Source organism: Delftia lacustris (assembly GCF_040267515.1).
GTDB classification, from domain to species: domain Bacteria; phylum Pseudomonadota; class Gammaproteobacteria; order Burkholderiales; family Burkholderiaceae_C; genus Comamonas; species Comamonas tsuruhatensis.
In genome coordinates, this window is record NZ_CP141274.1 from 552,060 (window position 1) to 564,346 (window position 12,287).

The 12,287-nt window shown below is 62.6% G+C and carries 20 protein-coding genes; 16 read left to right on the forward strand and 4 right to left on the reverse strand.

The window, feature by feature from the left end:
- The first annotated feature begins 10 nt into the window (after window positions 1–10).
- The 11 genes from rplC (at window position 11) to U6958_RS04050 (ending at window position 5,496) form a co-directional block, all read left to right on the forward strand.
- Window positions 11–685 (forward strand): 50S ribosomal protein L3, encoded by a 675-nt coding sequence (gene rplC, locus U6958_RS04000; RefSeq protein WP_012202329.1) that lies wholly within the window; start codon window positions 11–13, stop codon window positions 683–685.
- A complete protein-coding gene (rplD, locus tag U6958_RS04005) occupies window positions 685–1,305 on the forward strand; it encodes a 50S ribosomal protein L4 (protein WP_012202330.1) in 621 nt (206 codons plus the stop codon). The genes rplC and rplD overlap by 1 nt, the downstream gene beginning before the upstream one ends.
- Window positions 1,302–1,616: a 50S ribosomal protein L23 gene (gene rplW / locus U6958_RS04010; RefSeq protein WP_012202331.1), complete on the forward strand. Its 315-nt coding sequence runs from the start codon at window positions 1,302–1,304 to the stop codon at window positions 1,614–1,616. Before rplD ends, rplW begins: the two co-directional genes overlap by 4 nt.
- Before the next feature lie 2 nt (window positions 1,617–1,618).
- A complete protein-coding gene (gene rplB / locus U6958_RS04015; RefSeq protein ID WP_012202332.1) occupies window positions 1,619–2,443 on the forward strand; it encodes a 50S ribosomal protein L2 in 825 nt (274 codons plus the stop codon).
- A 10-nt stretch (window positions 2,444–2,453) separates the two neighbouring features.
- The gene (gene rpsS, locus U6958_RS04020; protein ID WP_012202333.1) at window positions 2,454–2,729 is read left to right on the forward strand and encodes a 30S ribosomal protein S19; all 276 of its coding nucleotides are present in this window, start codon (window positions 2,454–2,456) and stop codon (window positions 2,727–2,729) included.
- A gap of 10 nt (window positions 2,730–2,739) precedes the next feature.
- Window positions 2,740–3,072, forward strand: coding sequence for a 50S ribosomal protein L22 (rplV, locus tag U6958_RS04025; protein WP_012202334.1), 333 nt, complete (start codon window positions 2,740–2,742; stop codon window positions 3,070–3,072).
- 16 nt (window positions 3,073–3,088) lie between these two features.
- Window positions 3,089–3,961, forward strand: a complete 873-nt coding sequence (rpsC, locus tag U6958_RS04030) for a 30S ribosomal protein S3 (RefSeq protein WP_012202335.1) — start codon at window positions 3,089–3,091, stop codon at window positions 3,959–3,961.
- A 2-nt stretch (window positions 3,962–3,963) separates the two neighbouring features.
- Window positions 3,964–4,380 carry a 50S ribosomal protein L16 gene (rplP, locus tag U6958_RS04035; RefSeq protein WP_012202336.1) on the forward strand — a complete coding sequence of 139 codons (417 nt, stop codon included), beginning with the start codon at window positions 3,964–3,966 and terminating at the stop codon, window positions 4,378–4,380.
- A gap of 10 nt (window positions 4,381–4,390) precedes the next feature.
- A complete protein-coding gene (rpmC, locus tag U6958_RS04040; RefSeq protein WP_012202337.1) occupies window positions 4,391–4,588 on the forward strand; it encodes a 50S ribosomal protein L29 in 198 nt (65 codons plus the stop codon).
- 13 nt (window positions 4,589–4,601) lie between these two features.
- Window positions 4,602–4,871 carry a 30S ribosomal protein S17 gene (rpsQ, locus tag U6958_RS04045; RefSeq protein WP_016448513.1) on the forward strand — a complete coding sequence of 90 codons (270 nt, stop codon included), beginning with the start codon at window positions 4,602–4,604 and terminating at the stop codon, window positions 4,869–4,871.
- 118 nt (window positions 4,872–4,989) lie between these two features.
- On the forward strand, window positions 4,990–5,496 hold the full coding sequence (locus tag U6958_RS04050; RefSeq protein ID WP_016448512.1) for a peroxiredoxin: 507 nt from the start codon (window positions 4,990–4,992) through the stop codon (window positions 5,494–5,496).
- Between the two features lie 108 nt (window positions 5,497–5,604).
- Here U6958_RS04050 and U6958_RS04055 read toward each other — a convergent pair whose 3' ends face one another.
- Both U6958_RS04055 and U6958_RS04060 read right to left on the reverse strand, forming a co-directional pair.
- Window positions 5,605–6,096, reverse strand: a complete 492-nt coding sequence (locus U6958_RS04055; RefSeq protein ID WP_016448511.1) for a GNAT family N-acetyltransferase — start codon at window positions 6,094–6,096, stop codon at window positions 5,605–5,607.
- A 65-nt stretch (window positions 6,097–6,161) separates the two neighbouring features.
- Window positions 6,162–6,860 (reverse strand): cytochrome b/b6 domain-containing protein, encoded by a 699-nt coding sequence (locus tag U6958_RS04060; protein ID WP_016453566.1) that lies wholly within the window; start codon window positions 6,858–6,860, stop codon window positions 6,162–6,164.
- Between the two features lie 159 nt (window positions 6,861–7,019).
- On the opposite strand from U6958_RS04060, the gene U6958_RS04065 reads away from it, so the two are divergent.
- Entirely contained in the window at window positions 7,020–7,466 is a 447-nt protein-coding gene (locus U6958_RS04065; protein WP_016448509.1) for a cytochrome c, read from the forward strand.
- A gap of 63 nt (window positions 7,467–7,529) precedes the next feature.
- Here U6958_RS04065 and U6958_RS04070 read toward each other — a convergent pair whose 3' ends face one another.
- A complete protein-coding gene (locus U6958_RS04070) occupies window positions 7,530–8,033 on the reverse strand; it encodes a TlpA disulfide reductase family protein (RefSeq protein WP_017403794.1) in 504 nt (167 codons plus the stop codon).
- A 176-nt stretch (window positions 8,034–8,209) separates the two neighbouring features.
- Here U6958_RS04070 and U6958_RS04075 point away from each other — a divergent pair, with 176 nt between their 5' ends.
- The 4 genes from U6958_RS04075 to ptsP all read left to right on the forward strand — a co-directional run bounded on the left by U6958_RS04075 (window position 8,210) and on the right by ptsP (window position 11,493).
- Window positions 8,210–8,779: a hypothetical protein gene (locus tag U6958_RS04075; protein ID WP_016453565.1), complete on the forward strand. Its 570-nt coding sequence runs from the start codon at window positions 8,210–8,212 to the stop codon at window positions 8,777–8,779.
- A 118-nt stretch (window positions 8,780–8,897) separates the two neighbouring features.
- The gene (locus tag U6958_RS04080; protein WP_026061990.1) at window positions 8,898–9,359 is read left to right on the forward strand and encodes a PTS sugar transporter subunit IIA; all 462 of its coding nucleotides are present in this window, start codon (window positions 8,898–8,900) and stop codon (window positions 9,357–9,359) included.
- Entirely contained in the window at window positions 9,328–9,597 is a 270-nt protein-coding gene (locus tag U6958_RS04085) for an HPr family phosphocarrier protein (protein ID WP_016448505.1), read from the forward strand. The genes U6958_RS04080 and U6958_RS04085 overlap by 32 nt, the downstream gene beginning before the upstream one ends.
- Before the next feature lie 117 nt (window positions 9,598–9,714).
- Window positions 9,715–11,493: a phosphoenolpyruvate--protein phosphotransferase gene (gene ptsP / locus U6958_RS04090; protein ID WP_026061991.1), complete on the forward strand. Its 1,779-nt coding sequence runs from the start codon at window positions 9,715–9,717 to the stop codon at window positions 11,491–11,493.
- A gap of 311 nt (window positions 11,494–11,804) precedes the next feature.
- Here ptsP and U6958_RS04095 read toward each other — a convergent pair whose 3' ends face one another.
- Window positions 11,805–12,275, reverse strand: coding sequence for a hypothetical protein (locus tag U6958_RS04095; RefSeq protein WP_074922623.1), 471 nt, complete (start codon window positions 12,273–12,275; stop codon window positions 11,805–11,807).
- Between the last annotated feature and the right edge of the window lie 12 nt (window positions 12,276–12,287).

Here is a 12,287-nt window from a genome sequence, read left to right on the forward strand (position 1 = left end):
GAGCAAACAAATGAGTCTGAGCAACTCCCTCGGGTTGCTGGGTCGCAAGGTGGGCATGATGCGTCTGTTCACTGATGATGGGGACGCAGTGCCTGTCACAGTGGTGGATGTGTCGAACAACCGCGTGACTCAGGTCAAAACCCAAGAGAACGATGGCTACGTGGCCCTGCAGGTCACTTTCGGTTCGCGCAAGGCATCTCGCGTGACCAAGCCAGAAGCCGGCCACCTTGCCAAGGCAGGTGTCGAAGCCGGTGAAGTGATGGGTGAATTCCGCGTGACCGAAGAAACCGCTGGCAAGTACGCCGCAGGCTCCGTCCTGCCCGTCGCCGAGCTGTTCTCGGTGGGCCAGAAGGTGGACGTGCAAGGCACTTCCATCGGTAAGGGCTTCGCCGGCACCATCAAGCGTCACAACTTCCGCTCGCAGCGCGCCTCGCACGGCAACAGCCGTTCGCACAATGTTCCCGGCTCCATCTCGATGGCCCAGGATCCAGGTCGCGTGTTCCCGGGCAAGAAGATGACCGGCCACATGGGCGATGAAACCATCACCACCCAAAATCTCGACGTGGTTCGCATTGACGAAGCACGCCAACTGCTCTTGATCAAGGGCGCTGTTCCGGGCTCCAAGGGTGGCTTCGTGACGGTGCGCCCCGCCATCAAGGCCAAAGCTTCCAAGGGAGCGAACTAATGCAGCTCGAACTCCTGAATGAACAAGGCCAGGCCGCATCCAAGTTTGATGCGCCCGAGACTGTTTTCGGCCGTGAATTCAACGAAGACCTCGTCCACCAGATCGTGATCGCCTACCGTGCCAACGCACGCCAGGGCACTCGCGCTCAGAAGGACCGCGAGCAGGTTCGTCACACGACCGCCAAGCCGTTCAAGCAAAAGGGCACCGGCCGTGCTCGTGCCGGTATGTCCTCCTCGCCTCTGTGGCGTGGCGGCGGCCGCATCTTCCCGAATCTGCCTGAAGAAAACTTCACGCAGAAGATCAACAAGAAGATGTACCGCGCCGGCATGGTTGCCATCCTGTCGCAGCTGGCCCGCGAAGGCCGTCTGGCCGTGGTGGACTCGCTCAAGCTCGAAAGCCCCAAGACCAAGGTGCTGGCCGACAAGTTCAAGGCCATGAACCTGGAATCGGTCATGGTGATCGCTGAAGAAGTCGACGAGAACCTGTACCTGGCTTCCCGCAATCTGAAGAACGTGTTCGTGGTCGAGCCGCGCTACGCCGACCCCGTGTCGCTGGTGCACTACAAGAAAGTGCTCGTCACCAAGGGTGCGATCGACAAACTCAAGGAGATGTTCGAATGAGCACGCTCAAGTTTGACGAAGGTCGTCTGATGCAGGTGTTGGTTGCTCCCATTGTGTCCGAAAAGGCCACCATGGTTGCAGAGAAGTCCAACGCCGTGACGTTCAAGGTGCTGCAGAGCGCCACCAAGCATGAAATCAAGGCCGCCGTGGAACTGATGTTCAAGGTGGAAGTTGCTGGTGTCTCCGTGGTGAACATCAAGGGCAAGACCAAGCGCTTTGGCAAGACCACCGGCCGCCGCGACCACGTTCGCAAGGCCTACGTGATGCTCAAGCCCGGTCAAGAGCTGAACCTGTCCGGGGAGGCTGCGTAATCATGGCTGTTATCAAGCTCAAACCGACGACCCCCGGCCAACGCGGCACGGTCAAGGTCACGCGTGACCATCTGCACAAGGGTGCAGGTTTCGCCCCCCTGCTGGAGCCTCAGCACCAGAAGTCGGGCCGTAACAACAACGGTCACATCACCACCCGTCACAAGGGCGGTGGCCACAAGCACCACTATCGCGTGGTGGACTTCAAGCGCACCAAGGACGGCATCCCCGCCAAGGTCGAGCGCATTGAGTACGACCCCAACCGTACGGCCCACATCGCTCTGGTGTGCTATGCCGACGGCGAGCGTCGCTACATCATTGCTCCGCGCAACCTGGAAGTCGGCGCAACGATCGTCAGCGGTTCGGAAGCCCCGATCCGCGTGGGCAACACCCTGCCGATCCGCAACATCCCCGTGGGTTCGACCATCCACTGCATCGAACTGAAGATCGGCGCTGGCGCGCAGATCGCCCGTTCGGCAGGTACGTCGGCTACGCTGCTGGCCCGTGAAGGCATCTACGCCCAAGTGCGTATGCGTTCCGGCGAAGTGCGCAAGGTGCACATCGAATGCCGCGCGACCATCGGTGAAGTCGCCAACGAAGAGCACAGCCTGCGCCGTCTGGGCAAGGCCGGTGTGAAGCGCTGGATGGGTATCCGCCCGACCGTTCGCGGCGTGGTGATGAACCCTGTCGATCACCCGCACGGTGGTGGTGAAGGCAAGACCGGTGAAGGTCGTCACGCTGTTGACCCATGGGGCAACCTGACGAAGGGCTACCGTACCCGTAACAACAAGCGCACGCAGTCGATGATTGTGTCGCGTCGTAAGAAGTAAAGGGTAGCAAATGACTCGTTCTCTTAAAAAGGGTCCGTTTGTTGACCATCACTTGCTGGCAAAGGCCGAGAAGGCCGTCGCCACCAAGGACAAGAAGCCCGTCAAGACCTGGTCGCGTCGCTCCATGGTTCTGCCCGAGTTCATCGGTCTGACCATTGCCGTGCACAACGGCAAGCAGCACGTGCCCGTGTATGTGACTGACCAGATGGTCGGCCACAAGCTCGGCGAATTCGCGCTGACCCGTACCTTCAAGGGTCACCCGGCGGACAAAAAAGCCAAGAAGTAAGGAATAGAACATGTCTGAAACACGTGCTGTTCTCCGTGGCGTCCGCCTGTCTGTGGACAAGGGTCGCCTGGTCGCGGACCTGATCCGCGGCAAGAAAGTGGACCAAGCCCTGAACATCCTGACGTTCACGCAGAAAAAAGCTGCCGTGATCATCAAGAAGGTGCTCGAGTCCGCCATCGCCAACGCCGAGCACAACGACGGCGCCGACATCGACGAACTGAAGGTCAAGACCATCTTCGTCGAACAAGGCACCACGCTCAAGCGCTTCACCGCGCGTGCAAAGGGCCGCGGCAATCGCATCAGCAAGCCCACGTGCCACGTGTACGTGACGGTTGGCAACTGAAAGGCCTGGGAAGAATATGGGACAGAAAATCCATCCTACCGGCTTCCGCCTGGCTGTTAGCCGCAACTGGGCCAGCCGTTGGTACGCAAGCAACCGCGACTTCGCCGGCATGCTGGCCGAAGACATCAAGGTGCGCGAGTTCCTGAAGGCCAAGCTGAAGAACGCCGCCGTGTCGCGCATCCTGATCGAGCGTCCTGCAAAGAACGCCCGCATCACGATCTTCTCGGCACGTCCTGGTGTCGTGATCGGCAAGAAGGGCGAGGACATCGAGAACCTGAAGAAGGAACTCGCAACCCGTCTGGGCGTGCCCGTGGCTGTGAACATCGAAGAAGTGCGCAAGCCTGAAATCGATGCCAAGCTGATCGCCGACTCGATCTGCCAGCAGCTCGAAAAGCGCATCATGTTCCGCCGCGCCATGAAGCGTGCGATGCAAAACGCCATGCGTCTGGGTGCCCAAGGCATCAAGATCATGTCTTCGGGCCGTCTGAACGGTATCGAAATTGCACGCTGCGAGTGGTACCGCGAAGGCCGTGTGCCACTTCACACGCTGCGCGCCGACATCGACTATGGCTTCTCCGAAGCCAAGACGACCTACGGTGTGATCGGTGTGAAGGTCTGGGTCTACAAGGGTGACACGCTGGGTCGTAACGACCTGCCGGCAGCCGAGACCCCCCGCCCCGAAGAAGAGCGTCGTCCTCGCGGCCCCCGTCGCGATGGTCGCGGCGATGGTCGTCGTGACGGTGCTGGCCGTGGTGCCCGCCGCCCCGCAGGCGCTAACGCAGCACCTGCAGACGGCAGCGACAAGCCCGCCGGCGCTGGCGCTGATTCCGTTAAGCGCGTTCGCAAGACTGACGCGCCCGCTACAGCAGCGGACGGTAAAGGAGAATAAAGATGCTGCAACCTGCTCGCCGCAAATACCGCAAGGAGCAAAAGGGTCGCAACACCGGTATTGCAACGCGTGGTAACTCCGTTGCTTTCGGTGACTTCGGCCTGAAGTCCACTGACCGTGGTCGCCTGACGGCACGTCAGATCGAAGCGGCTCGCCGCGCGATCTCGCGTCACGTCAAGCGCGGCGGTCGTATCTGGATCCGCGTGTTCCCGGACAAGCCAATCTCTACCAAGCCCGCAGAAGTGCGTATGGGTAACGGTAAGGGCAACCCCGAGTACTACGTGGCCGAAATCCAGCCCGGCAAGGTGCTCTACGAAATCGTGGGCGTCCCTGAAGAGCTGGCTCGTGAAGCGTTCCGCCTGGCCGCTGCAAAGCTGCCGCTGCGTACGACCTTCGTGTCCCGTCAAATTGGTGCCTAAGGAGAACAACATGACGAAAGCTGCTGAACTCCGCCAAAAAGACGTTGCCGGCCTGGAAGCCGAAGTGAAGTCCCTGCAAAAGGCTCACTTTGGTCTGCGTATGCAGAAGGCCACGCAACAGCTGGGTAACACGAACACGCTGCGTACCACGCGCCGTGACATCGCCCGCGCCAAGACCATCCTTGCTGAAAAGCAAGCCGCCAAGTAATCAGGAAGCCGACATGACGGAAGCTAAAAAATCCCTCAAGCGCACCTTGATTGGCAAGGTGGTCAGCGACAAGCGTGCCAAGACCGTGACGGTCATGGTTGAACGCCGCGTCAAGCACCCGATCTATGACAAGATCATGATCAAGTCCAGCAAGTACCACGCTCACGACGAGCAAGGTGAGTACAAGCTGGGCGACGTGATCGAAATCACGGAAAGCCGCCCGCTGTCCAAGACCAAGAACTGGGTTGCTACCCGCTTGGTGCAAAAGGCTGCTCTGGTGTAAGCCTACCTAGGCCCACCGGCTGCAAAGCCACAGGAAACGACCCACAATGTGGGTCGTTTTTTCGTTTGGGGACCGCCATTTCGGCGGCCCCCGGTTTTGCACCACAAAGGAGATAGAGATGATCAAAGTCGGAGATGCCCTGCCCGCTGCCACCCTGATGGAATACGTGGAAGTCGAAGGCAATGGCTGCAGCATCGGCCCCAACCCCGTGAAGCTGCCCGAAGCCGCTGCAGGCAAGACCATCGCGGTCTTCGCCGTGCCCGGTGCATTCACTCCCACCTGCTCGGCCAAGCATGTGCCCGGCTTCGTGGAGCAGGCCGAAGCCTTCAAGGCTGCCGGCGTGGACGAGATCTGGTGCCTGTCGGTCAACGACGCCTTCGTGATGGGCGCATGGGCCCGCGACCAGAAGACCGATGGCAAGGTGCGCATGCTGGCCGACGGCGACGCCGCATTCGCCAAGGCCACCGGCCTGACGCTGGATCTGAACGGCAAGGGCCTGGGCCTGCGCAGCAACCGCTATTCCATGCTGGTCAAGGACGGCAAGGTCGTCACGCTGAACGTGGAAGGCCCTGGCAAGTTCGAGGTCAGCGACGCGGCCACTTTGCTGGGCCAGGCCAAGGCCTGATCGCGCTGCAGGCCTTCTGGCCTGCGCATCGCGCTATTGCGAAAAAAGGCATTGCACCCGGGTGCAATGCCTTTTTTGTATTGGGGGCGTTGGTTCAGCCAGGCCGGCCTAGAAAATATCGGCCTTGAGGTAGTGCGCCCCCGCGATGGGGTTGTGATAGTAGGGCGGGATTTCCTCGAAGCCCAGGTCGACGTAGAGGGCGCGGGCCGATTCCATGTCGTCCAGCGTGTCCAGCAGCACATGGTCATAGCCGGCCTGGCGCGCCACATCAAGCATGGCTTCGGCCAGCTGCCGACCCAGTCCGAAACCGCGAAAGGCCTTGCGCACGAACAGGCGCCTCATCTCGGCGGCATTGGCGTAGTCGCAGTTGTCCAGGGGGCGCAGGGCGCAGCAGCCGGCCACTGCGCCATCGACCCTGGCCAGCAGGATGTGGCCGCGCGGCGCAGCGTAGTCGCCGGGCAGATCGGCGATCTCGGCCTCGAAATCTTGAAATTGCAGATCGACATCCAGGCTTGCAGCGTACTCCCGGAAGATCTGGCGGACTTCGTCCCAGTCTTCCGCGGGATTCGGCGCCAGCAAGGCGACAGCAGGCTTGTCCACGGGCACTCAGCTAAAACGACGGAAAGCGCAGTGTAGCGGCAAGCGGCCCACCTCTGGCTGCGCCGTCAGAAAGCGCCACCAAGCTGCTGTACCCACCATGCCGCAGCGCCTGCCCCGAAGGCCAGGGCCAAGGCCAGCCAACGGCTGCCTGCCGTGTCGCGTGAGGCGGGTACTGGCGCGGACAACTGTTTGTCCCCGGTCACCATGGCTCGCACCAGGCCGCGCCCGCGCCAGGCATAGAACACGATGGCCAGAAGATGCAGGGCCACCAGTGCGTACAGCAAATACTGTCCCCAATGCGCGTGATAGGCCGTGGCCTGCGCCACCGTGTCGCCCGATGCGAAGCGGCTCAGCGGCCCGGAGAACGCAATCTCGTCATCGCTGAGCAATCCGCTGCCTACCTGGGCGATCAGCACCGCCAGCATGGCCAGCACGGACAGAGCGCCCAACGGGCTGTGGCCTGCGCTGTCGCTCTCCGCTCCTTGTCCGCGCAGATGGCGCAGCAGGGCGGAAGGTGCATGGATGAAGCTGGCAAAGCGCGACCAGCGGCCACCCACCAGGCCCCACAACAGGCGAAACAGCAGCAAGGCCAGCATGACATGGCCCAGCAGCAGATGCCAGTTCATGGCATTGCCGCCCAGTTTGGCCGTCACGACCAGGGCAATCACGGTTGCGGCCAGCAGCCAGTGAAACAGCCGGGTGGGCAGGTCCCAGATGCGGACCTTGTGCTTGGCGGCGCCTTGTGCGGTCGGTTCTTGTGCCATGGCATGAGCGTGTGGGTGGGAATGAGTGCATTGTGCCGACCTGCATTCCGGAGCCGGCAGTCAATGCACCCTGGCTGCGGTCAATCAAAGCTGCGCCCGCAAGGCGTCACTGCCATACTGACCCGGCAGATTTCCCCACACTCGAAAAGGAAAACCACGATGAAGAAAGTTTCTGCATGGGCGCTGGCCGCCCTGGTGGCCGCTACCGCGCTGCCGGCTTCCGCCCAGTTTGCCAAGTCCGAGGACGCCATCAAGTACCGCCAGGGCGCGCTGGCCGTGCTGGGCCAGCACTTCGGTCGCCTGGGTGCGATGGCGAACGGAAAGATCCCCTTCGATGCCAAGGCGGCCCAGGAAAACGCCGAGGTGGTGGCCTTCATGGCCAAGCTGCCCTGGGCAGGTTTCGGCGCAGGCACGGAGGGTGGAAAGGCCAAGCCTGAAATCTGGAAGGAGCAGGCCAAGTTCCAGGATCTGTCGGAGAAGATGCAGGCCGAGACGGTCAAGCTCGCTGCTGCGGCCAAGTCCGGCAACCTGGACCAGCTCAAGGCGGCCTTCGGCCCGGCCGCTGCCAGCTGCAAGGCCTGCCACGACAGCTTCCGCAGCCGCTGATCGGCATGCAGATGCAAAAAAACCGGCGTGATGCCGGTTTTTTCTGGGCTTGCCTGCGCCGTATCAGGCTTCGGCCAGCAGTTTCTCGATCAGCCGGTGCAACTCGGCGAAGTCAGGCGCTCCCACATAGCGCTTCACGATGTCGCCGCGCTTGTTGACGATGTAGGTGGTAGGCGTCAGCTGCACATCACCCCAGGCGCGGGCCACGGCGCCGGTGTTGTCCAGCGCCACCTTGAACGGCAGCTTGCGCGAATCGGCGAAGTTCACCACATAGCTGGGCGGGTCGTAGCTCATGGCCACGGCCAGGGTCTCGAAGCCCTGGCCCTGGAATTTCTGGTGGGTGGCGACGATCTCCGGCATCTCGGCCACGCAGGTGGTGCAGCTGGTGGCCCAGAAATTGACCAGCGTCACCTTGCCCTTGAAATCGGCCGTGGTCTGCTTGCTGCCATCCAGCAGCACGAAGGTCGATTGCGGCGCCGCCGTCTGGCCTGCGCCCGAATACACCCATGCGCCCATTCCGGCGGCTGCGGCGATCACCACGCCTGCGATCCAATGTTTGCTTGCCATAGCGACGATTGTGCCCAAAGTTGTGCCCGTAGGCCTGCACGCATGCCGTGCACCGCGTTTCGATGCGCGGCAAGGGCAAAAGTTCGGGTCTCGGTCAAGCGGGCCGTGTCGATAATGCCGGCATGACATTGATGGAAAGCTTTTTGATCCCCATGGCAAGGCTCCGCGCTCCTGCCATGCGGCTTGCTGCCGCTGTGCTGGTGTTGACGCCCTTGGCCGCATGCAGTCCCCGGCTGGATTGGCGGCAGGTTGCGGTCGAGGGCACGCCACTGCGTGTGCTTTTGCCTTGCGATCCGCAATCGGCCACCCGGCCGGTGGAACTGGGCCAGGGCATGGGCACGGTGCAGATGTCCATGATGGGATGCGACGCCGATGCGTCCACCTACGCGGTTTCCCACTTCCTGGTCAGCGAGCCCTCCAGGGCCGCCGAGATGCTGTCGTACTGGCAGGCGGCCGTGCTCGGTCAGATGAATCCGGGTGCGCCGGGACAGGCGCCGGCCGGCGCCAAGCAATTGCGCTCCAAGGAAGATGGCTCCTTCGTGCCTGCAGGCGCCTTGAATCTGCCGCAGTCGCTGCGCACCACGTTTGAAGGCGTGGGCCCCCAGGGCTGGAAGCTCACGGCCCATGGCGTGTGGTTTGCACGAATGGAGCCGGCGGGCGCGCGCCTCTACCATGCCGTGATCTACAGCGACAAGCCGCGCACAGACGAGGCCAACAACTTCTTCGCCAGCCTGCAACTGCAGTAGCAACAGGTTTGGAGCCACGGATGCGGGAGGCAACTGTGGCATGGAGCGCAGCGCAGGCGCGCCGTTTGCCCTGCATGCGCCTTCGCACGCCATAATCGACTCCGAACCCTGTGACTTCATGACCACGCGCATCCTTTTGTTCACCCACGCACCTTTGGCCCAGGCACTGCGCGAATGCGCCCTGCATGTGTTCGCCGACAGTGCCGAGGACGTCCTTGCCCTGGATGTGCCCGCTCAGGAGCCGCCCGAGGCCACTCTGATGCGTGCCGAGCAGTTGCTTGAAGACCATGGCGGCCTGCTGGGGCTGCCCACGCTGGTGCTGACCGACCTCTTTGGTGCGACGCCCTGCAACGTGGCGCAGCGGCTTGTGGCGCAACTGCCTGCCGGGCGGCTGGTGGCCGGAGTGAACTTGCCCATGCTGCTGCGCTCCATAGGCTATCGCCACGAGGCGCTGGAAGCCGTGGCCGAGCGTGCCTTGGCGGGAGGCAGCCATGGGGTGATGCAGGTGGGCGTGAACACGCCTCAGAACCAGAGTCCGCGACCATCCAATGATCAAGACCCCTATCACCATCAGCAATAAACTGGGCCTGCATGCCCGCGCCTCCGCCAAGCTCACCAAGCTTGCAGGCAGCTTTCCCTGCGAAGTCTGGATGAGCAAGGGTGAGCGGCGCATCAATGCCAAGAGCATCATGGGCGTGATGATGCTGGCTGCCGGCATGGGCTCCGAGGTGCTGCTGGAGACCGACGGAGCACAGGAGCAGGAAGCCATGGATGCGCTGACCGCCCTGATCAACGACAAGTTTGGCGAAGGCCAGTAATGTGCCTTTGCTGCGCTGGCAGGCGGTGAGCGCAACAGAGCAACACGCGCTGGAACTGGACGATGCCGCATTGCGACGGTCCGGGGCCTGCGCAGCAGCAGGCAAAGGACAGGCGCAATGACGTTTGCAATCCACGGACTGGCCGTGTCACGGGGTATCGCCATAGGGCGTGCGGTGGTGGTGGCCTCCAGCCGCATGGAGGTGGTGCACTACTTCATCCGGCCCGACCAGGTGGACGCGGAAATCGACCGCGCCCGCAGTGCGCGCAATGCCGTCATCGACGAGCTGCGCCGCCTGCAGGATGAAATGCCCAAGGATGCGCCGGGCGAGCTGGATGCCTTGCTCGACGTCCACCTGCTGCTTTTGCAGGACGAGGCCCTGGCCGCCGCCATCAAGCACTGGATATCCGATCGCCTCTACAACGCCGAATGGGCGCTGACCACGCAGCTGGAGGTCGTCTCGCGCCAGTTCGACGAGATGGAGGACGAATACCTGCGCGAGCGCAAGGCGGACCTCGAGCAGGTGGTCGAGCGCATCCTGCGCCATATGAAGGGCATGGCCAGCCCCGTGCCCGCACCGGCCGAGCTGTTGGCAGTCGAGGCAACGGGGGAGGGCACGCCGCCGCAGCAGCCGCTGCTGCTCGATGGCGCCACCGACGCGCCGCTGGTTCTGGTGGCGCAGGACCTGTCGCCAGTGGACATGCTGCAGTTCAAGAGCCGGTTGTTTGCCGGCTTCATCACGGCCGTGGGCGGCCGCACTTCGCACACGGCCATCGTGGCGCGCAGCATGGACATTCCTGCCGTGGTCGGCGCCCGGGCTGCGGGGCAACTGATCCGCCAGGACGACTGGATCATCATCGACGGCAATGCAGGGGTCGTCATCGTCGATCCCTCACCCATCATCCTGGCCGAATATGGCTTTCGCCAGCGCCAGAACGAGCTCGAGCGCGAGCGCCTCTCGCGCCTGCGCCACACGCCTGCGCTGACGCTGGACGGAGAGCGTATCGAGCTGCTGGCCAACATCGAGCAGCCCGGCGACGGGCCTGCGGCCGTGCATGCGGGCGCGGTGGGCGTGGGGCTATTCCGCACGGAATTCCTGTTCATGGGGCGTGGCGGCAACCTGCCCGGCGAGGAAGAGCAATACCGGGCCTACCGCGAAGCCGTGGATGGAATGCAGGGCATGCCCGTGACCATTCGCACGCTGGACGTGGGCGCCGACAAGCCGCTGGACAAGGCCCAGCCCAAGGACTACTACCTGAACCCCGCGCTGGGTCTGCGCGCCATCCGCTGGAGCCTGGCCGATCCGGCCATGTTCCGCACCCAGCTGCGCGCCATCCTGCGTGCTGCCGCGCATGGGCAGATCCATCTGCTGTTCCCCATGCTGGCCCACCAAAGCGAGATCGAGCAGACCCTGGCCCAGGTGAGGTTGGCGCAAAGCGAGCTTGACGCGCGCGGCGTGGCGCACGGCCCGGTCAAGCTGGGCGCCATGATCGAGGTGCCTGCGGCAGCGCTGATCGTGCGCACCTTCCTGCGCTATTTCGACTTCCTGTCCATCGGCACCAACGACCTGATCCAGTACACGCTGGCCATCGACCGCGCCGACGAGACCGTGGCCCATCTCTACGATCCCCTGCATCCCGCCGTGCTCAAGCTGGTGGCGGATGTGATCGCCGAAGGAAGGGCGCAAGGCAAGAGCGTCTGTGTCTGCGGGGAGACCGCCGGCGATGTGGCCATGACGCGCCTGCTGCTGGGCCTGGGCCTGCGCAGCTTTTCCATGCATCCGGCGCAGATCCTGGTCGTCAAGCAGGAAATCTTGCGTGCCGACACACGCAAGCTGGCCGCCTGGGCGCAGGAAGTCCTTCGTTCGGACAGCCCGGCAGCGCTGCTGAGCCCATGACTTCGGTCAAGTGAAGACGCGAGGCAAAAAAATCACAACTTCAGTTGCGATTGATTCTCATTCGATGTTATGATCCGCTCCAATGCAGCAAGAAGCTCTCTGGTGGGGAATTCGAGCTGCAAGCTTTTTCAGTTTCATCGTGGGGCGACTCGCCAGGCCTGTTCAGCCTGCAGCAAGTCGGTTTGCCAGCCAGCGGTCTGCCGGTTAGCCAGGCTTTTTTTCTACGTGGAACGGGAAAGCACGATTGCATTCAATTCAAGCAGGGCATGCACGTTGGCCCTGCTTTTTTATTGCCTTCAACTGCGTCGGCATCAGTTGTTTTCCGGCTCAGGATGGCCTCGCACGACAAAGCGCCGCGAAAATCCCAGGGGGCGCGTGACGGCGCGCGGATCGCCAAGAAATGGCAGCCGGAATCCAGGTTCCTGCAGGATTTCGACACTCCAGTCCGTATTTCCCATGAATCGAAATCGCACCAGCGATCGTTCGTCCGATGGCAGCAACGAGAAGCTGCCCGTGGAATACATGCTGCCTATCACGGCCTTGTCGAGTGCCTGCAAATTCTCGTCGAGCAGCGTGATCCGCAGCATCTCCTCCATGGGCGTGTCATCGGTGGTGAACAGAAGGTAGAGGTCGTTCCATTGAAAGGCTGCCTCGAGAATGGTGCCGTCCACCAGAATGGGCGTTGCATTCCCGTTGAGCACCAGGCGGCTTTGCGGTACCTGCCCTGCAGGATGGGATGCGGCGGGCTGCAGTGACAACTGCCGGTCGGAGAGGATGCGCATCTGTTGTCCTGA